The sequence below is a fragment of the Hydrogenophaga sp. GW101-3F08 genome (assembly GCF_059424585.1).
In genome coordinates, this window is sequence record NZ_JBWKZP010000008.1 from 62,144 (window position 1) to 86,243 (window position 24,100).

General features: G+C 67.4%; 20 protein-coding genes. 13 read left to right on the forward strand and 7 right to left on the reverse strand.

What is annotated here, in order from left to right; genetic code table 11:
- Nucleotides 1–57 precede the first annotated feature (57 nt).
- On the forward strand, nt 58–2,457 hold the full coding sequence (locus AC07YZ_RS18990; protein WP_494795884.1) for a heavy metal translocating P-type ATPase: 2,400 nt from the start codon (nt 58–60) through the stop codon (nt 2,455–2,457).
- A gap of 99 nt (nt 2,458–2,556) precedes the next feature.
- On the opposite strand, the gene AC07YZ_RS18995 is transcribed toward AC07YZ_RS18990, so the two are convergent.
- The 3 genes from AC07YZ_RS18995 to AC07YZ_RS19005 form a co-directional block, all read right to left on the reverse strand.
- Nucleotides 2,557–4,755: a CotH kinase family protein gene (locus tag AC07YZ_RS18995; RefSeq protein ID WP_494795885.1), complete on the reverse strand. Its 2,199-nt coding sequence runs from the start codon at nt 4,753–4,755 to the stop codon at nt 2,557–2,559.
- Between the two features lie 62 nt (nt 4,756–4,817).
- Nucleotides 4,818–5,591 carry a polyphosphate polymerase domain-containing protein gene (locus AC07YZ_RS19000; protein WP_226490690.1) on the reverse strand — a complete coding sequence of 258 codons (774 nt, stop codon included), beginning with the start codon at nt 5,589–5,591 and terminating at the stop codon, nt 4,818–4,820.
- A complete protein-coding gene (locus AC07YZ_RS19005; RefSeq protein WP_226490691.1) occupies nt 5,588–6,151 on the reverse strand; it encodes a DUF4956 domain-containing protein in 564 nt (187 codons plus the stop codon). Before AC07YZ_RS19005 ends, AC07YZ_RS19000 begins: the two co-directional genes overlap by 4 nt.
- A 583-nt stretch (nt 6,152–6,734) precedes the next feature.
- On the opposite strand from AC07YZ_RS19005, the gene AC07YZ_RS19010 reads away from it, so the two are divergent.
- A complete protein-coding gene (locus AC07YZ_RS19010; RefSeq protein ID WP_226490692.1) occupies nt 6,735–7,334 on the forward strand; it encodes a hemerythrin domain-containing protein in 600 nt (199 codons plus the stop codon).
- Between the two features lie 165 nt (nt 7,335–7,499).
- Nucleotides 7,500–7,889, forward strand: a complete 390-nt coding sequence (locus AC07YZ_RS19015; protein ID WP_226490693.1) for a hypothetical protein — start codon at nt 7,500–7,502, stop codon at nt 7,887–7,889.
- 56 nt (nt 7,890–7,945) lie between these two features.
- Here the strand turns inward: AC07YZ_RS19015 and AC07YZ_RS19020 are convergent, their stop codons facing one another.
- Nucleotides 7,946–8,500: a DUF1697 domain-containing protein gene (locus AC07YZ_RS19020; RefSeq protein ID WP_494795886.1), complete on the reverse strand. Its 555-nt coding sequence runs from the start codon at nt 8,498–8,500 to the stop codon at nt 7,946–7,948.
- Between the two features lie 132 nt (nt 8,501–8,632).
- Complete coding sequence (gstA, locus tag AC07YZ_RS19025; protein ID WP_494795887.1) at nt 8,633–9,238, reverse strand: glutathione transferase GstA; 606 nt, start codon at nt 9,236–9,238, stop codon at nt 8,633–8,635.
- Nucleotides 9,239–9,468: 230 nt separating this feature from the next.
- On the opposite strand from gstA, the gene speB reads away from it, so the two are divergent.
- Complete coding sequence (speB, locus tag AC07YZ_RS19030) at nt 9,469–10,392, forward strand: agmatinase (RefSeq protein ID WP_494795888.1); 924 nt, start codon at nt 9,469–9,471, stop codon at nt 10,390–10,392.
- Nucleotides 10,393–10,542: 150 nt separating this feature from the next.
- The gene (locus tag AC07YZ_RS19035; protein ID WP_494795889.1) at nt 10,543–11,853 is read left to right on the forward strand and encodes an NAD(P)/FAD-dependent oxidoreductase; all 1,311 of its coding nucleotides are present in this window, start codon (nt 10,543–10,545) and stop codon (nt 11,851–11,853) included.
- Nucleotide 11,854: 1 nt separating this feature from the next.
- On the opposite strand, the gene AC07YZ_RS19040 is transcribed toward AC07YZ_RS19035, so the two are convergent.
- A complete protein-coding gene (locus AC07YZ_RS19040; RefSeq protein WP_494795890.1) occupies nt 11,855–13,267 on the reverse strand; it encodes a beta/gamma crystallin-related protein in 1,413 nt (470 codons plus the stop codon).
- A gap of 97 nt (nt 13,268–13,364) precedes the next feature.
- Nucleotides 13,365–14,891, reverse strand: a complete 1,527-nt coding sequence (gene pdxR, locus AC07YZ_RS19045; RefSeq protein WP_494795891.1) for a MocR-like pyridoxine biosynthesis transcription factor PdxR — start codon at nt 14,889–14,891, stop codon at nt 13,365–13,367.
- Between the two features lie 222 nt (nt 14,892–15,113).
- On the opposite strand from pdxR, the gene AC07YZ_RS19050 reads away from it, so the two are divergent.
- The 8 genes from AC07YZ_RS19050 (at nt 15,114) to AC07YZ_RS19085 (ending at nt 24,047) form a co-directional block, all read left to right on the forward strand.
- Nucleotides 15,114–15,923 (forward strand): gamma-glutamyl-gamma-aminobutyrate hydrolase family protein, encoded by an 810-nt coding sequence (locus AC07YZ_RS19050; protein ID WP_226490708.1) that lies wholly within the window; start codon nt 15,114–15,116, stop codon nt 15,921–15,923.
- Nucleotides 15,924–15,975: 52 nt separating this feature from the next.
- Nucleotides 15,976–17,346: a glutamine synthetase family protein gene (locus AC07YZ_RS19055; RefSeq protein ID WP_226490709.1), complete on the forward strand. Its 1,371-nt coding sequence runs from the start codon at nt 15,976–15,978 to the stop codon at nt 17,344–17,346.
- A 113-nt stretch (nt 17,347–17,459) separates the two neighbouring features.
- The gene (locus tag AC07YZ_RS19060; protein ID WP_494795892.1) at nt 17,460–18,899 is read left to right on the forward strand and encodes an aspartate aminotransferase family protein; all 1,440 of its coding nucleotides are present in this window, start codon (nt 17,460–17,462) and stop codon (nt 18,897–18,899) included.
- Nucleotides 18,900–19,043: 144 nt separating this feature from the next.
- On the forward strand, nt 19,044–20,222 hold the full coding sequence (locus tag AC07YZ_RS19065) for an extracellular solute-binding protein (protein ID WP_226490711.1): 1,179 nt from the start codon (nt 19,044–19,046) through the stop codon (nt 20,220–20,222).
- Nucleotides 20,223–20,318: 96 nt separating this feature from the next.
- On the forward strand, nt 20,319–21,434 hold the full coding sequence (locus tag AC07YZ_RS19070) for an ABC transporter ATP-binding protein (protein ID WP_226490712.1): 1,116 nt from the start codon (nt 20,319–20,321) through the stop codon (nt 21,432–21,434).
- Between the two features lie 137 nt (nt 21,435–21,571).
- Nucleotides 21,572–22,477 carry an ABC transporter permease gene (locus AC07YZ_RS19075; protein WP_494795893.1) on the forward strand — a complete coding sequence of 302 codons (906 nt, stop codon included), beginning with the start codon at nt 21,572–21,574 and terminating at the stop codon, nt 22,475–22,477.
- A 1-nt stretch (nt 22,478) separates the two neighbouring features.
- A complete protein-coding gene (locus tag AC07YZ_RS19080; protein ID WP_494795894.1) occupies nt 22,479–23,339 on the forward strand; it encodes an ABC transporter permease in 861 nt (286 codons plus the stop codon).
- Between the two features lie 39 nt (nt 23,340–23,378).
- Nucleotides 23,379–24,047: a phytanoyl-CoA dioxygenase family protein gene (locus tag AC07YZ_RS19085; RefSeq protein WP_494795895.1), complete on the forward strand. Its 669-nt coding sequence runs from the start codon at nt 23,379–23,381 to the stop codon at nt 24,045–24,047.
- Nucleotides 24,048–24,100: the final 53 nt, after the last annotated feature.

Here is a 24,100-nt window from a genome sequence, read left to right on the forward strand (position 1 = left end):
TGGCCCGTCCCGAGCTTGTCCAAGGGCGGTTCCACGGCGTGTGCTTGAACAGATCCCATGAACACAGCAACCCTAGAAGCCCCGAACCTTTCTTCCTCGTACCAGCTCGATCTGGGGGTGGGCGGCATGACCTGCGCCTCCTGCGTGTCCCGGGTCGAACGGGTGCTGAAGAAGCAGCCGGGCGTGAGCGCGGCCAGCGTGAACCTGGCCACCGAATCGGCGCGCGTCACCCTGAGCGGCGCGCAGGACGCCGAGACCGTGGCACGCATCCGCCGCGCGGTGCGCGACGCGGGCTACGAGCCGCGCGCCCTGGAGGCCATGGACGCCGACGTCGGCGAACACTGGATGAGCGTTCCGCTGGACCTGTTGCCGGTGCTCGCGGGCCTGCTGCTCTCGGCGCCGCTGGCCCTGCCCATGGTGGGCGACCTGTTTGGCCAACACTGGATGCTGCCGTCGTGGCTGCAGTTCGCGTTGGCCACGCCGGTGCAGTTCTGGCTCGGTGCGCGTTTCTACAAGGCCGGCTGGCACGCGCTCAAGGCGCTCACCGGCAACATGGAATTGCTGGTGGCCATCGGCACCACGGCGGGCTGGGCGCTGTCGACCTGGCTGTGGTGGCGCGCCGAGCCCGGCGAGATGGTGCACCTGTATTACGAGGGCTCGGCGGTGGTGATCACCCTGGTGCTGCTGGGCAAGTGGCTGGAAGCGCGCGCCAAGCGCCAGACCACCAGCGCCATCCGCGCGCTGCACGCGCTGCGCCCGGAGCGCGCGCACTTGATGCCCGACGGGATCCAGCGCAGCGAGCCGACCGACGTGCCGGTGGAAGAGCTGCTGCCGGGCGATCGGATCCGCGTGTTGCCGGGCGAACGTTTCGCCGCCGATGGCGAGGTGCTGCTGGGCCATTCGCAGGCCGACGAGTCCATGTTGACCGGCGAGCCCATGCCGGTGACCAAGGACGTGGGCGATTTCGTCACCGGCGGGTCGCTCAACGGCGAGGGCTCGCTGGAGCTGCGGGTGCGCGCCGTGGGGGCGCAGAGCGTGCTGGCGCAGATCATCGCGCTGGTGCAGGACGCGCAGGCCGCCAAGGCGCCGGTGCAGCGCCTGGTGGACCAGGTGGCGGCGGTGTTCGTGCCGGTGGTGCTGGTGATTGCGCTGGTCACGCTGGGGGCCTGGCTCTACACCGGCGCGCCGATGGAAGAGGCGCTGCTGCACGCGGTGGCGGTGCTGGTGATCGCCTGCCCCTGCGCGCTGGGGCTGGCCACGCCCGCGGCCATCATGGCCGGCACCGGTGTGGCGGCGCAGCACGGCATCCTGATCAAGGACGCGCAGGCGCTGGAGATCGCGCACCGTGTGGACACCGTGGCTTTCGACAAGACCGGCACGCTGACGGTCGGCCACCCGCGGCTGCGGGTGATCGAGGCCAGCCCGGGCGTGGACGAACTGGCGGTGCTGCAGGCGGCCTCGGCCCTGCAAGCGCACAGCGCGCACCCCCTGGCCCGCGCCGTGCTGGAAGCCGCCGCGTCGCGGGGACTGGTGGTCTCGCCCGACGCGGCGCAGGACGTGCAGGCGGTGGCCGGGCGCGGCAGCCTGGGCACGGTGCAGGGCGCGCCGCTGGCGCTGGGCAGCCTGCGCTGGATGGACGAGCTCGGCGCCAGCCTGGGCCCGCTGGCCGAGCGCGCGCAGGCGCTGCAGGCCGAAGGCGCGACGGTGTCGGTGCTCGCGGCGCAGGGCGACGGCGGCCCGGACGGCGCCCGGCCGTGGGCGCCGCTGGCCCTGCTGGCGTTCGCCGACGAACCCAAACCCGGCGCGGCCGCCGCGCTGGCCGGGCTGCGCGCGCAGGGGCTGCGCCTGTTCATGGTGTCCGGCGACAACCGGGGCGCGGCGCTGGCCATGGCCAAGACCCTGGGGCTGCGGGCCGAGGCGGGCGAGGTGATCGCCGAGGTGCTGCCGGGCGACAAGGCGGCGGTGGTGCAGCGGCTCAAGCGGGGCGAACGCGAAGCCCCGCCGGGCCTGGCCGCGCTGGCGGCGGCGGAGGGCGGCCAGGACGGTTCCGATCCCGCCGCCGCGCCGCGGCCCGCGCCAGCGACGCAGCGCGGGGGCCACACCGTGGCCATGGTGGGCGATGGCGTGAACGACGCACCCGCGTTGGCCGCCGCCGACGTGGGCCTGGCCATGAGCCACAGCCAGGGCGGCAGTTCGGACGTGGCGATGCACGCGGCCGGCATCACGCTCATGCGCGGCGACCCGATGCTGGTGGCCGCCGCGCTCGACATTTCGCGCCGCACCGTGAGCAAGATCCGGCAGAACCTGTTCTGGGCCTTCGCCTACAACGCCGCCGGCATCCCGCTGGCCGCGCTGGGCTACCTCAGCCCGGTGCTGGCCGGCGCGGCCATGGCGCTGAGTTCGGTCAGCGTGGTGAGCAACGCCCTGTTGCTCAAGCGCTGGAAGCCGCCGGTGTAGAGCCGAAGGCGGTGCGGCCCGTCGACATCGGGGCCTTCGTGGTCCGGGGGGTTGGGGCGATTTGGCCGGATTGGGCCGGCGATGCACCTCCGGGCCGTTTCACGGTGCGCACACCGGCTCGAACTCGGCGGCAACCTGCGTGTCCTGGGTCGCTGTGATCCGTGCGAAGGCGTTGGTCGAGTCGATACCGCGCCAGCGTTTGAAGGCGTAACAAGGCTTGGCGATGGCTTCCAGTTCCAGTGGGACGCCCGAGAAGTAGATGCCGGTCCACACGCCTTCGGCCCCGGGATGGTCCGGAAGATCGGGTGTCTGGAGGGTGTTGATCCGGATGTGGCCCTGCCGCGCATCGGGGATGTCGACCGTCAGGGAATAGGTTCCTTTCAGCTGGAACTGATCGATCAGCTGTGCGCGCTGGATGGCGGGCCGCTGCCGCAGGAAGGTCAGCATCGACTGGACATGCTGGGCCCACACGTCCACGTTGGCAGGCACCTTCCAGCGCTCAAGATGGCGCGGCATTTCCGGCCGGATGTCGTTCTGCAGCTGGAGGACGGTGCGGGAGGTGTGTTCGGCGTCGAACGTGGTGCTGAGCAGATCGGCAAACCGGTTGATGAACCGGGTCCTGAAGTCGTCGTTCTCCATGAGCTTTCGCAGCAACAGGGTGGACCACGCCACGCCGTCGAGATTCTTGGTGCCCCGTGGATGCAGGGCACCGGCCAGGATGTTGACGGACGGGATCGTCAGGGCCAGATCGGCGTCGTACTGCAGCCACCGCCACCGGCCGTCCAGCACACCTTGGCTGGCGTACCGCGGTGCCTTGCCCCGGTAGCGCCAGGCCTTGACGTTGTTGTGCGGCCAGTCGACGTTCCCGATGAAGATGTTGGCGATCTGGTGGTCGATCAGGCTGTCGATGTCGATCAGCTTGCTGGCCTGGCGGTAGGCTTCTTCGCGGCGCAGATCGGACTTCTCGAAGAAGGCCATGACCAGGTTCCAGTGCGTCGGGTCGCCTTCGATCACCGCGTTGTTCTCCACCAGCTCGATGTCCTTTTCGGGGATGGCGTATTTCTCCGAGAAGTGGTCGGTGTCGAAATACTCGCGCAGGTTCAAAAGGCCCCAGTACTCGCCGTTGATGAACGTGACGACCGGCTGATAGCCCTGTGTCTCGATGTTCAGGTGCCGCACCACCGCCTGTGCGGCGGCATCCTTGAACATGGTTTTCTGGAAGTCGTTGCCCGAGTTGCGCAGGATCAGCTTCTTGTGGTTGTGGTCCTCCCCGAAGACCGGGTGCTGGAACTTGTTTTTGCCGTAACGTTTGCGGGCGTAGAGACGCAGCGATTTGCTGGCGTTGGACCGGCTGAACCCTCCGTGGACCCGGACGCCGATGCGCTGGTCCATGCTCGCTTTTTCCGGTTTCTCGACGGCCGGGAAATACTGGAAGTGGGCGGGAATGTCGTCGCCCCGGGCATGCCAGTTGGCCGGGGCGGTGCCACCGCGGATGCGATGGCTGGGGTATTTGCGGCGAAAGTCGTCAAAGGTCTTGCCGGCCACCATGACGCCCTGTTCGTAGCCAAAAAGCCGGTCTTCCTGGGTCACCAGCGACACCACAGGCAGCTTGAAGGTTTGGCGGGGGATCACGAAGTAGCTGGCCGTGGCGATGTCACTGCGAGCGCCGCCCTTCTTGACGGCAATGGCCCTGAGCACGGTGCCCTTCAGAAGCCGTGCCTGGGGGCGCTGGTCGATGGTGGGAATGGCGGGCAGCTGAAAGTCCGTGGTGCCCAGCCGGTCCTGGATCGACTGGTTGAAGGAGGCCAGTCCGCCGTTGATCGGCTCCACGGCGTCGTTGACACGCCTTTGTGTGGCGCTCAACGCCATCAGCGGGGTGACGTAGTAGGGCTCGACGTCGTGAAGCGTGGTCGAAATCCGGGCGATCCGGTCGGGCTCTTTCGAGCGGTCCGTGATGCGTATCGGGTGCTTGTAGCGGACGCTCCGGTAGGTCTGCGCATGGAACTCTCCGAATGGATCGCCGGGGTCCTTGGGGTACTGCAGCTTGTAGCGGTAGGTCGTGCCATTGACGTTGTCCGGGTCGGGATCGGAGCCGTCCAGCGTGTAATACACCGCCACCGTCGGATCGGGGTGGGACAGGGCCACGCTGATGTCCGAGTCGTAGAAGCCGCTCTCGTGCGAAAAGGTGGGTTCATCGAGTGCCACCGGTTTGCGCCCGGGCTGTTGTGCGCCCCACTCGACGCAGGCCGCAAGCAGCAGCGCGGCAGACAGGGCAATGGCGGTGCGGTGCAGGGACATACAAGCGGGCGTTGCGCGGCGCGGGGCCGCAAGCGTGAGGGTGGAGGGCGTGGTACGGGCGGTCAGCCCAGCGCCGAGATCTTTTTGACCGTGGGGGTGAAGCGGCTGGATCTGGCCGTGGTGGACGTGAGCGACAGCCCGACGCAGTATTTGGAACACAGTGAGGCGGGTTTGGCACCCAGGTTCTTCAGAACGCGGTCGGTGGAGGACACCCCTTTGGGGGACTTGACTTCGACCACCCAGAGCGACTCGCTCAGCGCGATCTCCCGATGGTCCTGGGCAAAGCGGAGTCGGTTGTCCAGCGTGACCCGTTCCGGCCCCGCCTTGGCGATCAGGGTGGTGCGCCGGTAGCGCACCTGCAGCGTCTTGCGGTAGCTGTGCGGGAGTTCCTTTTGGTGGTGGGCCTTGACCACCGACTTCAGGTAGTCGTCCAGCTCCGGAGGAAGTTGATGCGCATGGAAATGCTCGGGCGCCATCGGGCGGCGCAGTTTGGCGGTTTCACCCCCGGCGCCCTTGAGCTTGATTTCCATGAAGAACTGCTGGGTGTCTTCGTAGTGGCGGTACCGCACCTTGATGCGCTTGCGCCGGTTCTGGTTGTGATCGCGAAAGCAGTGCAGCGAGTCCGAATCGAAGTAGGCGCTGTTGTAGTCGAACGCGGTTTTTCCTTCGATGTCCAGGACGTCGAAATGGCCCCCGGCCCGTTCCAGGAACGCCAGGACCTGCGACGAGGTCAGCAGGTATTTGGTGTCCTTGCGGGTCATCAGCGCGGCCCGCCGATTGAGTTCGGTGAGGTCGATCCGGCTGAACGACGCGAGGCGGTCTTCAATCGGGATCATTTGGGGCGGTAGTCCACTTCGGCCTGGATGACCTCGGTCACGTAGCACACACTGCGGATGCGAAACGACAGCACCTCCACACCCAGGCGCTCCGACAGCAGCGCCTTGAATTCCTCGGGCCTGGACATGAAGTTCTCGGGGATGGAGTCCAGCTTCACGTCGATCTGGCTGACCGATTTCAGGATTTCCGGGTGGTCGATGATGAAGACGCCCAGCAGCACGGCCGCGGTGAGCAGGGCCGTCAGCATCAGGCTGGTGCCATCGATCGCCGAGATGACGGCGATCGAGATGCTGCCGAAGAAGTAAGCCATGTCCGACTTGCTGATCGGCTCCGAGCGCAGCGTGAAGAGCGCCAGGATGGCAAACAGACCAAAACCCGCGGCCATGCCGAATTCAAGGTTCGACAGAATCGCCAGCACGGCGAAGATGAATATGTTGAAGAGTGCCGCGGAGATGGCGGTTTCTTTGTGCTTGTACCGGGGGTAGTAGATCAGGAAGATCAGGACGAGCATCGCGGCCAGATCAAACACGAACCGGCTCAACAGTTCGACATAGTTCATCAGACTCATGGATCGGGCGTGGGCGGGTTGCCAGGCAATGGGGGCGCAACCGAGGCGAACTCGGCGGTTCAAGGCGCAAAAAACCCGTCGTGCTGACGGGCCAGGGTGGTCGGTACGGAGGGCCGCTCGGTTCAGAACGACTTTGTAACGGATCGTGAATTTTAAGGTAGATATAAGACGGAAGTGATAAGGCCGTATTGGTCGAGCCGTGACCCATGAAATGGGGCACCACGGGGTTTTTGCCCGCAGTGAGGCCGGGCGTTGCCGCATTCGGCCTCAGGCCACGGTCGGGTTTGGATGTGGCGACACACGCCGCGCCAACGTCCGCCGGCCGCGCTGGGCTGCCCGAGCCTGGTGTTTACCGGGTTGACCTTGGCCCGGCGGGGCAAAAAATGCACGGGGAAATCGGGCATTTTTAACGCCCTGAAAACGTTTCTTTTTGTAATGACGTGCTTCAATGCGGGGGTTGGTTGGCAGGTTGGCATTCGCTCTTGACGTGCATCAAGGACCACCCGGCGCGCGTCGGCGATAGTCAGCCTCTCGCAATGACCGACCCATCGGTCGGCGAATCAGGAGACATGTCTTGAACCACGAAGCCCTGCGCGTCATCCGCGACGAACACGCCACGCTGGCGGCCATGCTGCAATCGCTCACGCAGATGGTCAAGCGCGGTCCGGACCCCGAAGGCAAAGGGGGCCAGCACGAGCGCTTTTTCGACGTGCTGCGCGCCATGTTGTTCTACATCGACGAGTTTCCGGAAAAGCACCACCACCCCAAGGAGTCGGACCTGCTGTTTCCCCGCGTGGCCCGTGTGGCGCCGCACGTGATGGCCGCCATCGACCAGCTCGAACGCGACCACATGCAGGGCGAGCAGAACGTGCGCGCGCTCATGCACCTGCTGATGGCCTGGGAGTACCTGGGCGACACGCGGCGCCAGGCCTTCGAGGACGAGGTGGCGCGCTACGTGGCGTTTTACCTGGAGCACATGCGGCTGGAGGAAACCGTGGTGCTGCCCGAAGCCGAACGCAGCCTGAGCGACGCCGACTGGCACGCGCTCAACGCCGCCTTCGCGACCAACCAGGACCCGCTGAACGGCCGCATCCCGCGCGATCCGCAGTTCGACCGCCTGTTCACCCGCATCGTGATGTTGGCCCCCGCGCCGGTGGGGCTGGGCGAGAGCTGAGAGGCGGGAGGCGGGCCCGCCGGCCATCGGCGGGTGTGATTTTTTGAACGGCATGGCCAGGAAAGTGAGCACCAAAGTGCCCAACTGATGCGCATCAATGCCGGATGGGCGGTTTTTATGTGATCCTTTGGTTGTCTTTTCAAGAGATGACCCACAGGAAACACCATGCAGCTCCAAACCATGCGCGACATCTGGGACCAGCACGCCCGGTTGCTCCGTGTATTGCAGTCCCTCATGCAGGCGCTCAAAGGCTCGCCCGCGGCGGACGGTGGCGGCGCGCACGCCCGGCTCTTTGACGTGGTGCGTGCCGCGTTGCTGAACATCGACGACGTTGACGCCTCGGGCCATCCGCAGGGCCTGCGCGACATCCTGGATGGCATGCGCTGGCTGGAACGCCAGAGCTGGACCGACCAGACCGTGTTGTTCGAGCTGGTGCAACTGATGCTGATCGACGGTTACCTGACCCTGGAGCGCCAACGGCTCCTGGAGGCCGACATCGGGCATGTGCTGGCCCACCAGCGGCACCGGCTCTGGCAGGACGCGTGCGCGGCCTGAGCGGCCGAGCGTCTTTCAGGGACACCCGCCCCGGCTGGGAGACCCAGGCCCCGGGTTCAGCGGTCGGTCGGTCCGGCGTGTTTGCGCACCAGGCGCTGCACGGTGTTCCAGTTGCGCGTGGTGGCCGGCAGGCCGAGCAGCTTTTCAAGAAACGCGTTGGGGCTTCCCGGCGATTGGCCCGGCCTGAAACTGAGGCTCAGCGCCTCCGGGCCCGTCCAGTGCAGCACCTGAACGTCGCCACGCGGCGACGTCAGCGGCAGGGCGGGCGCGGCCGCGCTGTCGGGGTGCAGAAAGGTCACGCAGCAGGCGTAGACCTGGTCCCGGTCCACCGCAGCGAAAGGATCGAGCGCGACGAGCCGGGCCAGGTGCTCGACGCTGCGGACGTAGCCCGGCTCGCGCAGGCCGCAGGTCTCGCGCAGCAGCTCGCAGGCACCGGCGAAAACCCGGTGCGCCCGGCCGGCCGAGGGGACCGTGAAGACCAGGGTGCCGTTGGTGAGAAACGACGCGGCCGACGCCGCGCCAGCCCGCATGAACGCGTCCTCCAGCTGGGCCTTGGTGGGGCAGTTCGGCCGCCCCAGGTTCAGGTTGCGAAAGAACGCCGCGTATTGCATTCGGTTCAGCCGTTCAGTTGTCGATGCAGCCCGTTCGCATACAGACGCGCCAACCCAGGGCACCGCCGGGCCGGCTCCGCCGGACGGCCAGTGCCGCCCCCTGGGGGGTAGCGCGCAGCGCTGCGGGGGGGATCAAATCAAGCCTTCGGCGCTCATCGCCGCCTGCACGGCCGGGCGCGCGGCCACGCGGCTGCGGTAGGCCACGAGGTGGGTCAGGCCGTCGATGTCCAGGCCCACGGGCTTGGTCCAGTTGGTCACGGTGAAGAGGTAGCCGTCGGCCACGGTGAACGGCTCGCCCATCAGGTACGGCTGGCCGGCCAGTTCGCCGTTCACCCAGGTCAGGCGCTGCAGCAGGCGGTCCTTGAAGACCTGCTTGGCTTCGGCCGGCACAGCGGGGTTGAACAGCGGGCTGAAGCCCTTGTGCAGTTCGGAGCTGACGAAGTTCAGCCAGGACTGCAGCTGGTAACGGGCCATGGTGCCCGCTGGCGGCGCGAGGTGTTTTTCGGGCACCTGGTCGGCGATGTATTGCACGATGGCCGGGCCCTCGCGCAGGGTCTCGCCGCTGTCGAGCGCGAGGAAAGGCACGTAGCCCAGCGGGTTGACGAGGTGGTAGTCGCTGCCGTCGGGCAGTCGGTGCGTCTTGGTGGGCGCGGGGATGGCTTCGAACGGCAGACCGGCTTCGTGCAGGGCGATGTGGGGCGAGAGCGAGCAGGCGCCGGGGGAGTAGTAGAGCTTCATGGAGGTTGCCTCGGGTGTGTTGGTGTGTGTGAGTCGGGGCCGGTCCCGCGGTGGTGGGGCACCGGGCTGCAGGCATGCTAGCGGGGGGCCCGGTACCCTGCCGGGCGCTGGGGTTTTGGTGCGGTGCGTCCGGTGGATGGTGGCCAGGGCCTTCAATTGGCCTCATGTCGTCGTTGGTTTGTTGGTATCTTGAGGTTCCAATTTCGAGCACCGCCACACCAAGGACCAGCATGGCCACGGGACAGTTCGCCTACGCCAACAACACCAACCGTTTTCTGGGGGCCCCCGAGCTGGCCGGTCAGCCGTTTGCCGTGGCCGGTGTGCCGTTTGACGGTGTGGTGACGAACCGGCCGGGTGCGCGCTTCGGTCCGCAGGCGATCCGCGCGGCCAGCCTGATGCTGTGCGACGGCATCCACCCGGTGTTCGACGTGTCGCCGCTGGGCCGGCTGGGCGATGCGCTGGACATGCGCCTGCCCAACGCCTCGCCGCTGCCGGAGGTGCGTGCCGCCATCGAGGCACAGGCCGCGGCGCTGATGGCGAAACACCACTGTGTGTTCCTCGGCGGCGACCATTCGGTGACGCTCTCGCTGCTGCGCGCGGCGAAGGCGCAATACGGCGGCGGCGAGCCGCTGGCCTGCCTGCATTTCGACGCGCACTGCGACACCTGGAGTGACCACTTCGGTGAGCCCTCGGGCCACGGCACCTGGACCTACGAGGCGCTGCAGGAGGGGCTGATCAGCCCGGCGCACACGGTGCAGATCGGCATCCGCTCCAGCGGCGAACGCGCCGCGCGCGAGTACGTGGCCGACCAGGGCGGGCAGATTTTCACGGCGCGCGCGTTGCGTGGGCTCGACGGTGCGGCGCTGCGGCCCGCCATCGACGCGATCCGCGCGCGTTTCGGCCAGCGGCCGTGTTACCTGACGCTGGACATCGACGTGCTGGACCCGGCGTTTGCGCCCGGTACCGGCACGCCCGAGCCCGGTGGGCTGACGAGTTCGCAGGTGTTGAGCTTCCTCGAGGAGTTGGCCGATCTGAACTGGATCGGCATGGACTGCGTGGAGGTGGCCCCCGCCTACGACCACGCCGAGCTCACCAGCAACGCCGCGGCCAGTTTCGTGTGGACCTACCTGTGCGGCCAGATCGCGAAGCGATGAAGCACCCCCCTGCGCCGCTGCGCGTCTTCCCCCCTCTCCTGCGGGAGGGGGAACGCACCCTGTGGCCCGGCGAAGCCGGTTCCACGGGTGCACGGGTGGCTGGCCGGCTTTCGGCATGTGGGTCCGTCATTCACACGAGGGTCTTTTGACATGTTTGCGCGTTCCCTGCTCGGCTCCGACACCCAGCTCAACCAGACCAGCTACTACGAGGCCAGCGTGCAGCGCCCCGAGCCCTGCCCGCCGCTGCAAGGGGCGGTGGTGGCCGACGTGGTGGTGGTCGGCGGCGGTTTCGCGGGCCTCTCCGCCGCGCTGGAGCTCAGCGCACGCGGCCTGTCGGTGGTGCTGCTGGAGGCCGACCGGATCGGCTCGGGCGCGAGCGGGCGCAATGGCGGCCAGGCGATCGTGGGGTATGCGAGTGGGCAGGCACCGTTTGAGCAGCAGCTCGGCGCGGCCGACGCGCAGCGCGCCTGGGACATGTCGGTCGAGGCGGTGGACCTGATCGGGCAGCGCGTCGCCATCCACGGCATCGATTGCGACTGGCGGCGTGGCTACACCTACGTGGCCGAGTCGGCGAAGAAGGCGCGCGCGTTGCGCGAGGAATGCGACGACCACAGCCGGCGCGGTGTGCCCTGTGCCTGGGCCGAGGGTGCCGACGTGGCGCGCTTCGTCGACAGCCCGCGCTACCTGGCCGCGTTCCACGAGCAGCGCTCGGGCCACCTGCACCCACTGAAGTACGCGCTGGGCCTGGCGCGCGCCGCCCAGGCCGCGGGTGTGCGCATCTTCGAAGGCTCGCCGGTGACCGGCCTGCAGCGGGGCACCGCGCTGGTGGCGAGCACCGCCAACGGCCTGGTGCGGGCGCGTTTCGGCGTGTTGGCGGGCAACTGCATGCTGCCCGAACACGGCCCGCGGCTGGCGCCCGAGATCGCGCCGCGCATCATGCCGGTGGGCACTTACATCATCGGCACCGCGCCGCTGGACCCGGCCCTGTGCGAGCGCCTGATCGCGCACCACGCGGCGGTCTGCGACAACAACTTCGTGCTCGATTACTTCCGCTTCAGCGCCGACCACCGGCTGCTGTTCGGCGGGCGCGTGAGCTACACCACCATGACGCCACCCGATCTGAAAGGGGTGATGGCGCGGCGCATGGGCGCGGTGTTCCCGGCGCTCAAAGACGTGCCGGTCGAATTCGTCTGGGGCGGCTTCGTGGACATCAGCATGAACCGCGCGCCCGACTTCGGCCGCCTGGGCGACAACCTGTACTACCTGCAGGGCTTCAGCGGCCACGGCGTGGCGCTCACCGGCCTGGCGGGCCAGCTGGTGGCCGAGGCCGTGGCCGGGCAGGCCGGGCGCTTCGACGTGTTCGCGCGCCTGAAGCACCACGCCTTTCCCGGCGGGCCACTGCTGCGCACGCCCAGCCTGGCGCTGGGCATGCTCTGGTACCGGCTGCGCGACGCGCTTTGATTCACGGCTGGCGCGGCTCGCCCCGTTCGTTCACCGTGATGGTGTCGCCCGGGTCCATGGCCATCTGGACGCGGTGGTCTTGGCCGCGGAAGTGGTAGGACACGTCCCAGAACGCGGGCTGCGCGCCGCCGGGGGTGTTTTCGCAGCGCTGCACGTCCTGCGTGGCGGCCGGCCCATCGCGACCGACCTGCGCGCCGAGCGCGGCACCCGCGATCACCCCGCCCACGGTGGCGATGTCCTTGCCGCTGCCGCCGCCCACCTGGTGGCCCAGGATGCCGCCGATCAGGGCGCCGGCCAGGGCCGCGGGCACGTTGGGGTTGCCGCGCTGGCTCTGGACCTGTTCACGCTCGACCCAGCAGCGCTGCCCGGAGGTGGCGAGCACGGCCCGCACGGACGTGACCGGGGCTTCGAAGAGCCGTTCGCCGTCGCGGCGGCGGCTGTCGTAGACCGCCACCGGTTGTGGTGCGTAGCGGTTGTCGTCGATGCGGCCACGGCCCTCGACGGTTCGCACGGACGAGATGCGGTCGTTCATGCCCATCGCTTCCAGCGACGGGTAGCGTCCGGGGCGCAGCACGACACAGCGGCCGCTGAACCGGGTGTCGTTGCAGACCTCCCAGCGCTCACCGATCACGATGGCCGAGGTGGCGCGGTCGTTGAAGCCGGCCCGCTCCAGGTTGGCGACCGCCTCTTCCGTGGTGAAGGAGCGGCCCTGGAAACCCGCACGCTCGAAGAAGGTGACCTGGCCGTCGGCCGGTGCGGGCCCGGGTGCGGGCGCATAGCGATCGTCGCGGATGCGCACGTTGCGCGCCACGGTGCGCACCGAGGTGACCTCGTTGTCCAGGCCCATCGCTTCCAGCGACGGGTAGCGCCCGGGGCGCAACACGACGCAGCGGCCGCGGTACCGGTTGTCCTCGCAGACCTCCCAGCGTTCGCCGACCACGACCGCCGAGGAGGCTCGGTCGTTGAAGCCGTAGCGGCGGAAGTTGGGAATGGCACCGGTGGTGGTGAAGGAGCGGCCGTCGAAGCCTTCACGCTCATAGAACGTGACCTGCGCATCGGACTGAACCGGCGCATAGCGGTCGTCGTCCACGCGGTCGTTGCGGTCGATGACGCGCGCCGAAGAGATGCGGTCGTTCAGTCCCATGTCGGCGAGCGAGGGGTATTCGCCCGGGCGCAGCACCACGCAGCGGCCCCGGAAACCGGCGTCGTCGCAAATCTCCCAGCGGTCGCCGACGATCACCACGGACGAGGTTCGGTCGTTGAAGCTGTAGCGGTCGAACCGGGTGATTTCTTCGTTCGCGCGCACCGAGCGGCCGGCGAAGTCCGGGTGTTCGTAGAAGGTGGCCTGGGCGGCCACCTGGGCGCTGAAGGCGATGCCGGCCACGGCCAGCAGGGTTCTTGAGAGGGAAGTCATGGGGTTGTCTCCAGGAGGGTTGTCGCCCTGGAGCCTGCGCCCATCCGGTGCCGGGGTCTGTACGCTGGCGTACGCCCCGGGTTCGAACAGGGCGCCGTCAGCCTGTGACTTGGGTGGCGCCCAGGGCTTGCCGCACCTCGGCCGCCAGCAGCGGCCCGCAGCGTTCGATCGCGCTGAGCGGCGCGTAGCCGTAGCCGATCACCAGGCCCTTGAGGTCGTGGCGCGCCAGGCAGTAGGCCGAGAGCGGGCGCACGGTCAGGCCCTGTTGCGCGATGCGCTGGGCGAGCGCGGCGTCGTCCACCGAGGCGGGCAGGCGCAGGCACAGGTGCAGGCCCTGCTCGGCGCCGCTGATGAAGGGGCCTTCGGTGCCGGGTGGGGCGAGCACGGGTTTGAGCGCTTCGAGCAGGCACTGGCGCCGCTCGGCGTAGTTCTGGCGCGCGCGGCGCAGCGCGCTGCTGAAGTGGCCCATCTCGATGAACTCGGCCAGCGCGGCCTGCAGCGGCATCTGGCCCGGGCGGTTGAGGTCGTAGTGGGCCTGCTTGAAGGCGGCCACCAGGGGCCTGGGCACCACCAGGTAGCCCAGCTTGATGCCGGGGTAGAGCACCTTGGAGAAGGTGCCCATGTAGAACACGCGGCCATCGGTGTCCAGGCCTTCCAGGCTGGAGATGGGCGGGCCGGAAAAGCGGTATTCGCTGTCGTAGTCGTCTTCCAGCACCCAGGCGCCATGCGCGCGCGCGGTGGAGAGCAGCTGGTGGCGCCGCGGCAGCGACATGACGGCGCCGGTGGGGTACTGGTGCGAGGGCGTGAGGTAGATCAGCTTGGGCGGGTGCGCGTCGTCGGCCGTGCCGGGGTGTATGCCTTCGTCGTCCACCGGCACGGGGTGGATGGCCAGGCCGGTGGCCATGAAGGCCTTGACCGCGCCCCAGTAGGCCGGGTCTTCCACCCACACCGTGTCGCCGTGGTCGGCCAGCAGGCGGGCGCAGAGTTCGAGCGACTGCTGGGTGCCGGTGGTGACGATGACCTGGTCGGCGTCGAGCTGCACACTGCGGAACACGCGCAGGTAGTCGGCGATGGCGCGGCGCAGCGGCGCGTAGCCGCCGGAGTCGTTGTAGTCCAGCATGTCCGGGTAGGTCATGCGCCAGTGCTTGTTCTGCAGGCGCTGCCAGAGCGGGAGCGGGAAGGCGCTGAAGTCGGCGATGCCGGGGGTGAAGGGCTGGACTTCGAGTTCGGTGGCGCAGAAGGTGGTGGACAGCGCCAGCCCGCGCGTGGAGAGCCGGCCGGTGGGCACGCCGCCAGTGCCGGCGGGCGGCGCCCCGGGCGCCCCCGGGCGACGGGCGGCGCGCCCGGGCAGGGTGCGTGGCACGCTCTCGTTCACATAGGTGCCGCTGCCGACCCGGCTGGCCAGGTAACCCTCCACGCTGAGCTGGTTGATCGCCGCCACCACCGTGTTGCGCGACAGCCCGAGGTCCTGCGCCAGGTCGCGGCTGGACGGCAGGCGCTCACCCGCGCCCAGCTTGCCGTCGAGCATGGAGCGCCGCAGCGCCTCGTAGAGCTGGCGGTGCAGGGGCAGGGCGTCTTGCGCACCCAGGCGGGTCATCTCGGTCAGCAGGAATTCGGAGAGCATGGGTGTCTGAAATAGGTGTTCAATGCACTGTTCGGAGCGAGATGCCTGACCAAGACGCACCGTGGAACCGGCTTTGCCGGGCCACCAGTGCGGTCCCCCTTCAGGGGGAAGCCGCGCAGCGGCGCAGGGGGTGCTCTCAAGTGGCACCATGGACTTGCCACAACTGGCCCTCATTGTGATCCAATTGTTTGCTCACAATCAAGCCACGTGTTTGGAGACACCATGAACCAACCGCCTTGCATGGTCTGGCTGCCCGCCGACCATCGCCTCATGGGCGACCACGGGCACCAGATGCCTTTCCTGCTGCTGGGCGACAAATACGCCCGCGCCGTGAAAGTGGGGGCCCAGGCCCAGCCGGTGATGTTCCCGCTGGCCGACGCCGAACAGATTCCCGAGCTGCTGTCCCTGGTGGACGGCGTGATGCTGACCGGCTCGCCCTCCAACGTGCACCCCTCGCATTTCGACGAGGACGTGGCCGACCCCAGCCTGCCGCTGGACTTGGAGCGCGACACGCTCACGCTGGCGCTGGTGAAAGCCTGTGTGCACGAGGGCGTGCCGCTGCTGGGCGTGTGCCGGGGCTTCCAGGAGATCAACGTGGCCCTGGGCGGCACGCTGCACCAGCGCGTGCACGAGGTGCCCGGCCTGATGGACCACCGCGAACCCAAGACCGCGCCTTACGAAGAGCAGTACGCGCCGAGCCACCCGATCCGCTTCGAGCCCGGCAGCATCTTTGAGACCTGGGCCGGCGGCCCCGAGACCATGGTCAATTCGCTGCACGGCCAGGGCATCAACCGGCTGGCACCGGGGCTGGAGGCCATGGCCCACGCACCCGACGGGGTGGTGGAGGCCTTTGCCGTGAAGGGTGCGCGCACCTTCGCGTACGCGATGCAGTTTCACCCCGAATGGCGCTGCTGGGAGACGCCGTTTTACGCCGCGATCTTCGAGGAGTTCGGCCGCGCCTGCCGATCCCGCCAGAGCCTGCGCCTGCAGGCCGCCGATCTGGCCCGCAGCCGCGCCACCATCGGCGCCTGAAGCCCCGAATCCTCCGACCCGGCACAACCCGCGAAACGACAAGGAACGGCACATGACAGCCTCCCAAAAAGTAAACAGCTTCAACGACCTGGAGAACTGGCTCAACGAGCACCGCGTGACCGAGGTCGAATGCCTGGTGCCCGACCTGACCGGGGTGGCGCGCGGCAAGATCCTGCCGCGCGAGAAGTTCACCGAAGACCGCGGCATGCGCCTGCCGCAGGCCATCGTGGGCATGGGGGTGACGGGCGAGTTCCCCGAGAGCGGGCCGTACTACGACGTGGTGGACCCGACCGACAAGGACATGCAGCTGCGCCCGGACCCGACCACGGTGCGCATCGTGCCCTGGGCCACCGACCCGACCGCGCAGGTGATCCACGACTGCTTTGACCACGCCGGCAAGCTGGTGCCCTTCGCGCCGCGCAGCGTGCTGCGCCGCATCTGCGACCTGTACGCGGCCGAGGGCTGGGAGCCGGTGGTGGCGCCCGAGTTGGAGTTCTACCTGACCGCGCGCAACACCGACCCGAACACGCTCTTGAAGCCGCCGATCGGCCGCAGCGGCCGCGCCGAGACCTCGCGCCAGGCCTACAGCATCGACGCCGTGAACGAGTTCGACCCGCTGTTCGAGGAGATCTACGACTACTGCGACAAGATGGAGCTCAACGTGGACACGCTGATCCACGAAGTGGGCGCGGGGCAGATGGAGATCAACTTCTTCCACGCCCACCCGCTGGGCCTGGCCGACGAGGTGTTCTTCTTCAAGCGCACGGTGCGCGAGGCCGCGCTGCGGCACGACATGTACGCCACCTTCATGGCCAAGCCGATCGCCGGCGAGCCCGGCAGCGCCATGCACGTGCACCAGAGCATCCTGGACAAGGCCAGCGGCCAGAACATCTTCAGCAACGAAGACGGCACCGCGTCCGAGGCCTTCTACCACTACATCGGCGGCTTGCAGCGCTACATCCCGGCGGCCATGGTGCTGGTGGCGCCCTACGTGAACAGCTACCGCCGCCTCTCGCGCCACACGGCCGCGCCGATCAACATCGAGTGGGGCCACGACAACCGCACCGTGGGCATTCGCTCGCCGATCTCCAGCCCGGCCGCGCGCCGGGTCGAGAACCGCGTCATCGGTGCCGACGCCAACCCCTATGTGGCGATGGCCATGACGCTGGCCTGCGGTTACCTGGGCATGAAGAACAAGATCAAGCCCAAGCCCGAGATGAAGGGCGACGCCTACCTGGCGCCGTACTCGCTGCCGCGCTCGCTGGGCGAAGCGCTGGACTGGCTGCGCCGCGAACCCGACCTGCACGAGGTGCTGGGCAAGGAGTTCATCACCATCTACACCGAGATCAAGGAGCTGGAGTTCGACGAGTTCATGAAAGTCATATCTCCGTGGGAACGTGAGCACCTGCTTCTGCATGTTTGACCCCCCCGCGCCGCCTTCGGCGTCACCCCCCAGGGGGCAACGCTGGCGGCCCGGCGGAGCCGGTTCCGCGGCGTTCTTGAAAGACTTCCCCTCATTCCTCTTGTGAGACTGTGATGAACACTTCAACCCTCATCGCCCCGCCCGCCCTGGTTCGCCGCGCCGAGCAGCAGGACACGAAAGCCATCCAGGCGCTGGACAGTGCGCACTACATCCACCCGTTCACCGACCACGCGGGCCTGGCCTCGCGCGGCGCGCGGGTGATCACGCGGGCGGAGAACATCTACGTGTGGGACTCCGAGGGCGCCAAGATCCTGGACGCGATGAGCGGGCTGTGGTGCGTGAACGCGGGTTACGGTCGCAAGGAGCTGGCCGACGCGGCCTACCAGCAGATGATGACGCTGCCGTTCTACAACAGCTTCTTCAACACCACCAACGTGCCGGCGGTGCAGCTGGCCACCAAGCTGGCGGCGCTGGCGCCGGTGGTGGGCGGGCGCAAGTTTGAACACGTGTTCTTCTCCAGCAGCGGATCGGAGAGCAACGACACCAATGTGCGCATGGTGCGCCGCTACTGGGACCTGCTGGGCCAGCCGCAGCGCAAGGTGATCATCAGCCGCAACAACGCCTACCACGGCAGCACCATGGCCGGCGCCTCGCTCGGTGGCATGAGCGGCATGCACGCGCAGGGCGATCTGCCCATCCCCAACATCACGCACATCGAGCAGCCGTACTTCTTCGAGAACGCGCGGCCCGGCGAGAGCGAGGCCGACTTCGGCCGCCGCGCGGCGGGCTGGCTGGAAGCCAAGATCCTGGAAGTGGGCGCCGACAAGGTGGCCGCCTTCATCGCCGAGCCGGTGCAGGGCGCGGGCGGCGTGATCATCCCGCCCGCCACCTACTGGCCCGAGATCCAGCGCATCGTGGACCAGTACGGCATCTTGCTGATTTCCGACGAGGTGATCTGCGCCTTCGGCCGCCTGGGCCACTGGTTCGCCTACGAAAAATTCGGCTACCGGCCCGACCTCGTGACTTTCGCCAAGGGCGTGACCAGCGGCTACATCCCGCTCGGCGGCGTGATGGTGGGCGACCGCGTGGCCAAGGTGCTGATCGAGCAGGGCGGCGAGTTCAACCACGGCTACACCTACAGCGGCCACCCGGTGGCCTGCGCGGTGGCGCTGGCCAACCTGGAGCTGATGGAGCGTGAGGGCCTGGTGGATCGCGTCCGGAACGACACCGGCCCCTACCTGGCGCAGCGTTTCGCCGAGCTCAAGGACCACCCGCTGGTGGGCGGCGCCGAGACCTGCGGCTTCGTCGCCGGCCTGGTGATCGTGAAGAACAAGACCACGAACGCGATGTTCGATGCCGACCTGGGCGTGGGCATGATCTGCCGGGGCCACTGCTTCAAAAATGGCCTGATCATGCGCGCCGTGGGCGACCGCATGATCATCGCGCCGCCGCTGGTGATGACGCACGCGCAGATCGACGAAATGATGGCGCTGATCGTGCACTGCCTGGACGCCACGCTCGACGATTTGCGCTCTGCCGGGCAGCTCGCCTGAGGGATTCTTTGTTACAGTGTTCCGTGCCCCAGATCGGGGCCAAAGCTGGTCTGTAAATTGCATGCCCGCAGGGCATTCCGATACCGGCCGCTGTCGTGTGTCAACCGTCGGATCTCAATTCATCTTTCTGGAGTGTCTCTCACCATGAAAAAGCACGTTCTGGTTCTGGCCATCTCGGCCATGCTGCTGGCCGCCTGTGGCAAAAAAGAAGAGCCGGTGGCCGCGCCCGCCGAACCCGCTCCGGTGGCGGCCGCACCCGCTGCCCCGGCCGCGCCCGCCGGCCCGGTGTACGACGATGAAAAAGTCCTCAACATCTACAACTGGCCCGACTACGTGCCCGAGGGCATGATCGCCGCCTTCGAAAAAGAGTCCGGCATCAAGGTCAACTACGACACCTTCGAGACCAACGAAGCCCTGCACGCCAAGCTGGTGGCGGGCAACACCGGCTACGACATCGTCGTGCCCGGCACCGTGTTCGCCAAGGGCCAGATCGAAGGCGGCCTGCTGCAGCCGCTGAAGAAGGAGCAGATCCCCAACCTGGCCAACATGGACCCGGCCATCATGGCCACCCTGACCAAGGCCGACCCCGAGAACAAGCACCTGGTCCCCTGGGCCTGGGGCTTCACCACCGTGGGCATCAACAAGACCAAGGTCGAGAAGGCGCTGGGCGGCATGCCGATGCCCGAAAACGCCTGGGACCTGGTGTTCAAGCCCGAGTACACGAGCAAGCTCAAGAGCTGTGGCATCGCCTACCTGGACTCGCCCACCGAGATCATCCCGGTGGCGCTGCACTACATCGGCAAGGACGCCTACTCCAACGACGCGGCCGACTACAAGGAAGCCGGCGCCATGCTGGCCAAGGTGCGCAAGGACGTGCGCCTGTTCAGCTCGACCATGATCGACGACATCGCCGGCGGCAAGGCCTGCGTGGCCATCGGCTGGTCGGGTGACATCAACATCGCGGCCGGCCGTGCCACCGAAAACGGCTCCAAGGACGTGATCGAAGCCCTGCTGCCGTCCACCGGCGCGCTGATCTTCTTTGACACCATCGCCGTGACCAAGGACGCCAAGCACCCGAACAACGCCGCGGCCTTCATCGACTTCTACCTGCGCCCGGAAAACGCCGCGCTGATGTCGAACGAAATGGGCTACCCCACCGGCAACAAGGCGGGCGTGGCGCAGGTCAAGCCTGAGATCGCCAGCAACAAGACCATCTTTGTCGAGGCCGACTACTTCGCCAAGATGATCCCGCCCAGCAGCTTCACCAACGAAGCGCGCGAAGCCATGGCCAACGTCTACAACGGCTTCAAAAAAGGCAAGTGAACGTTTGGGTCACCACCTGACCCGAGCCCGGGGCTGTTCGTACCACGTGTAGGAACAGCCCTTTTTCTTGGCGCCCACCCACCCCCAGGAGACGGCATGTCCGCACCCCACTGCAACATCACCTACGAAGAGGGTTACCTCGTCACCGAAAAACTGGTCAAGCGCTTCGACGAAGCGGTGGCCGTGGACGAGGTCTCGCTCTCCATCGGCAAGGGCGAAATCTTCGCCTTGCTGGGCAGTTCGGGCTGTGGCAAGTCCACCCTGCTGCGCATGCTGGCCGGCTTCGAGAAGCCGACCTCGGGGCGCATCCTGCTCGGCGGGCAGGACGTGGCCAACATGCCACCCTACGACCGGCCGGTGAACATGATGTTCCAGAGCTATGCGCTGTTCCCGCACCTGAACATCTGGGAGAACGTGGCTTTCGGCCTCAAGCGCGAGGGCCTGCCCAAGGCCGAGATCGCGCAGCGCACCGACGCGATGTTGTCCCTGGTGCAGCTCACGCCCTACGCCCAGCGCAAGCCGCACCAGCTCTCGGGCGGCCAGCAGCAGCGCGTGGCACTGGCGCGCAGCCTGGCCAAGAAGCCCAAGCTGCTGCTGCTGGACGAGCCGCTGGGCGCGCTGGACAAGAAGCTGCGCGAGCAGACCCAGTTCGAGCTGGTCAACATCATCGAAAGCGTGGGCGTGACCGTGGTGATGGTGACGCACGACCAGGAAGAGGCCATGACCATGGCCAGCCGCATCGCCATCATGAGCAAGGGGCGGGTGCTGCAGGTGGGCACGCCGGAAGAAATCTACGAGCACCCGCGCAACAAATTCGTGGCCGATTTCATCGGCAACGTGAACCTGTTCGCCGGCCGGCTCAGCGTGGACGAAGCCGACCGCTGCGCGGCCCACACCGGCATCGGCGAGATCCACGTGGGCCATGGCGTGAGCGGCACGCTGAACATGCCGGTGTCGATCGCCGTGCGCCCGGAAAAGATCGAGATCAGCAAGCAGCGGCCCGACAACGTGGGCCCCAACCTGTTCGCCGGCCGGGTGAAGGAAATCGCCTACTTCGGCTCGTACAACACCTACATCGTGCTGGCCAGCGACGGCTCGCGCGTGAAGATCACCGAGGCCAACACCACGCGCCAGGACCTGTCGGACATCACCTGGGAGGACGACGTGCATTTCTGGTGGGACGATGGGGCAGCTGTTGTGCTCCGGGATTGACTTCAATCCCGGCCCCCCGCGCCGCTTCGCGTCACCCCCCAGAGGGGGGCAACGCTGGCGGCCCGGCAAAGCCGGTTCCGCGGCGTTCTTGGTTTTAGGTTGCTGCGCTCTTAGGTTGTAGTTTCTGGAGACTCTTGATGGCCACTTCATCACTCCCCATGCCCGGCAAGCGCTTCGTCATCGGCGTGCCCTATGTCTGGCTGTTCGTGTTTTTCCTCTTGCCGTTCCTGATCCTGCTGTACATCAGCTTCGTGGACATGGGCGAGAGCATCAACCCGTTCAAGCCGATCTGGGACCCGGTGACGGGCATCCTGAGTCTGAAGTACGAGAACTACTGGACCATCTTCCGCGACGTGGAGGGCGGTGAGCTGTTCCAGACGATCTACATCGAGGCCTACCTGCGCTCCATCTGGTACGCGCTGTGCACCGCCGTGTTGTGCCTGCTGATCGGCTACCCCTTCGCCTACTTCATCGCGCGCTCGGCGCCGAGCGTGCGGCCTGCGCTGCTGATGATGGTGATGCTGCCGTTCTGGACCTCGTTCCTGCTGCGCGTCTACGCCTGGAAGGGCATCCTGGCCGACCAGGGCGTGCTCAACCAGATCCTGATGGGCATGGGCTTCATCGACGAGCCGATCCAGATGCTCTACACCAACGTGTCCATGCTGGTGGGCATGACCTATGTGTACCTGCCCTTCATGGTGCTGCCGCTCTACGCCAACCTGGTGAAGATGGACTTCCGCCTGCTCGAAGCCGCCTACGACCTGGGCGCCTCGCCGTTCAAGACCTTCTGGCTGGTGACGGTGCCGCTGTCCAAGGCCGGCATCGTCGCCGGCTTCATGCTGGTGTTCATCCCCGCCGTGGGCGAGTTCGTGATCCCCTCACTGCTCGGGGGGCCGGAAAACATCATGATCGGCCGCGTGGTCTGGGACGAGATGTTCACCAGCAACAACTGGCCACGCGCGTCGGCGCTGGCGGTGGTGATGATCCTGCTGATCATCGTGCCCCTGGCCATTTATTACCACTTCACAGCCGAGGAGAAGTGACATGAAACAGCTTCTTGAAAAACACTTCGGCAAGCTCTGGCTGGCGGCGGTGTACCTGTTCCTGTACCTGCCGCTGTTTTTCATGGTGGTGTTCAGCTTCAACAGCACCCGGCAGGACGCGAACTTCACCGGCTTTTCGCTGCGCTGGTACGAGGCGCTCACGCGCGACACCAAGATCGTCGAAGGCTTCTGGCTGTCGGTGAAGGTGGCGGCGGTCACCGGCGTGTTGTCCGCGGTGCTCGGTACCTTCGCCGCCTTCGTGCTGGTGCGCTACCGGCGCTTCCCGGGCCGCACCGTCTTCTCGGGCATGGTCAACGCGCCGCTGGTGATGCCCGAGGTGGTGATCGGCCTGTCGCTGCTGCTGCTGATGGTGGGCGCGCAGAACGCCTTTGGCTGGCCCGAGCGCGGCATGCTGACCATCATCTTCGGCCACACCCTGCTGGGCATGGCCTACGGCATGGTGGTGATCCAGAGCCGGCTGATGGAGATGAACCGCAGCATCGAAGAGGCCGCCATGGACCTGGGTGCGCGGCCGTTCCAGGTGTTTTTCCTGATCACCCTGCCCAACATCTTCCAGGGCATCCTGGCGGCCTTCCTGCTGTCGTTCACGCTCTCGTTCGACGACGTGGTGATCTCCGAATTCCTCTCCGGCCCGGGCGTGAACACGCTGCCGCAGGTGATCTTCGGCTACGCGCGGCGTGGCATCAACCCGACCATCTACGCCGCCGCCACGCTGCTGATCGCCACCGTCACCACCGTGATCGTGGGCTACTCGGTGTGGGTGGCGCGGCAGACCCGCAAGCGCGAACGCGAGATCGCGGCGGCCACGCGCGCCGAGCTGGCCGCACTGACGACCGCTTGAGTGCGGGCGGGCAAGGGCGGGCGCGCCGGGCCGCAAAGGGTGCTTGAGTCGTTTGCCCGCGACGGGTTCGTCGGCGTGCCCGGTGTGCTGCCCGCCGCCGAAGGGGATGCGCTTGCGCTCCATGGCCAGACGGTGGGCGCATCGGGCGGCACCCGCTGTCTGTTGTCGACCGACTGGTGTGCGGCGTTGGCGCGGCGCATCCGCGAGCACCCCGATCTGGGGCGTCTGGTTCCGCCGGAGCACGTGGCGGTGCAGTGCACCTACTTCGAGAAGTCGAGCGCGCGCAACTGGCTGGTGCCCGTGCACCAGGACCTCAGCATCCCGGTGGCCGAACGGGTCGATGCCCCCGGCTGGTCGGGGTGGGCACACAAGGAGGGCGCGGTGTTTGTGCAGGCACCCGTCGAGGTGCTGGAGCAACTGGTCGCCGTTCGCCTGCACCTGGACCGCTGCGGTTCCCGCGATGGCCCGTTGCGCGTGGTGCCGGGCTCCCACACGCAGGGGGTGCTGGCGCCGGACGCTGCGGCCGACGTCCGCGATGCCCTGGGGGAATCCGTCTGCGAGGCCGAGGCCGGCGCCGCCCTGGTGATGCGCCCGCTGTTGCTGCACGCATCGTCCAAGTCGCTGGGCACGGGGCGTCGCCGTGTGCTTCACTTCCTGTTTGGCCCGCGTTCGCTGCCGCACGGCCTGCGTTGGCAGACGGTGGTGTAGCAGCGGCCGCAGCGCCGGGCCGCCCCAAGCAAGGCCAGCCCCTTTGGGGGGCA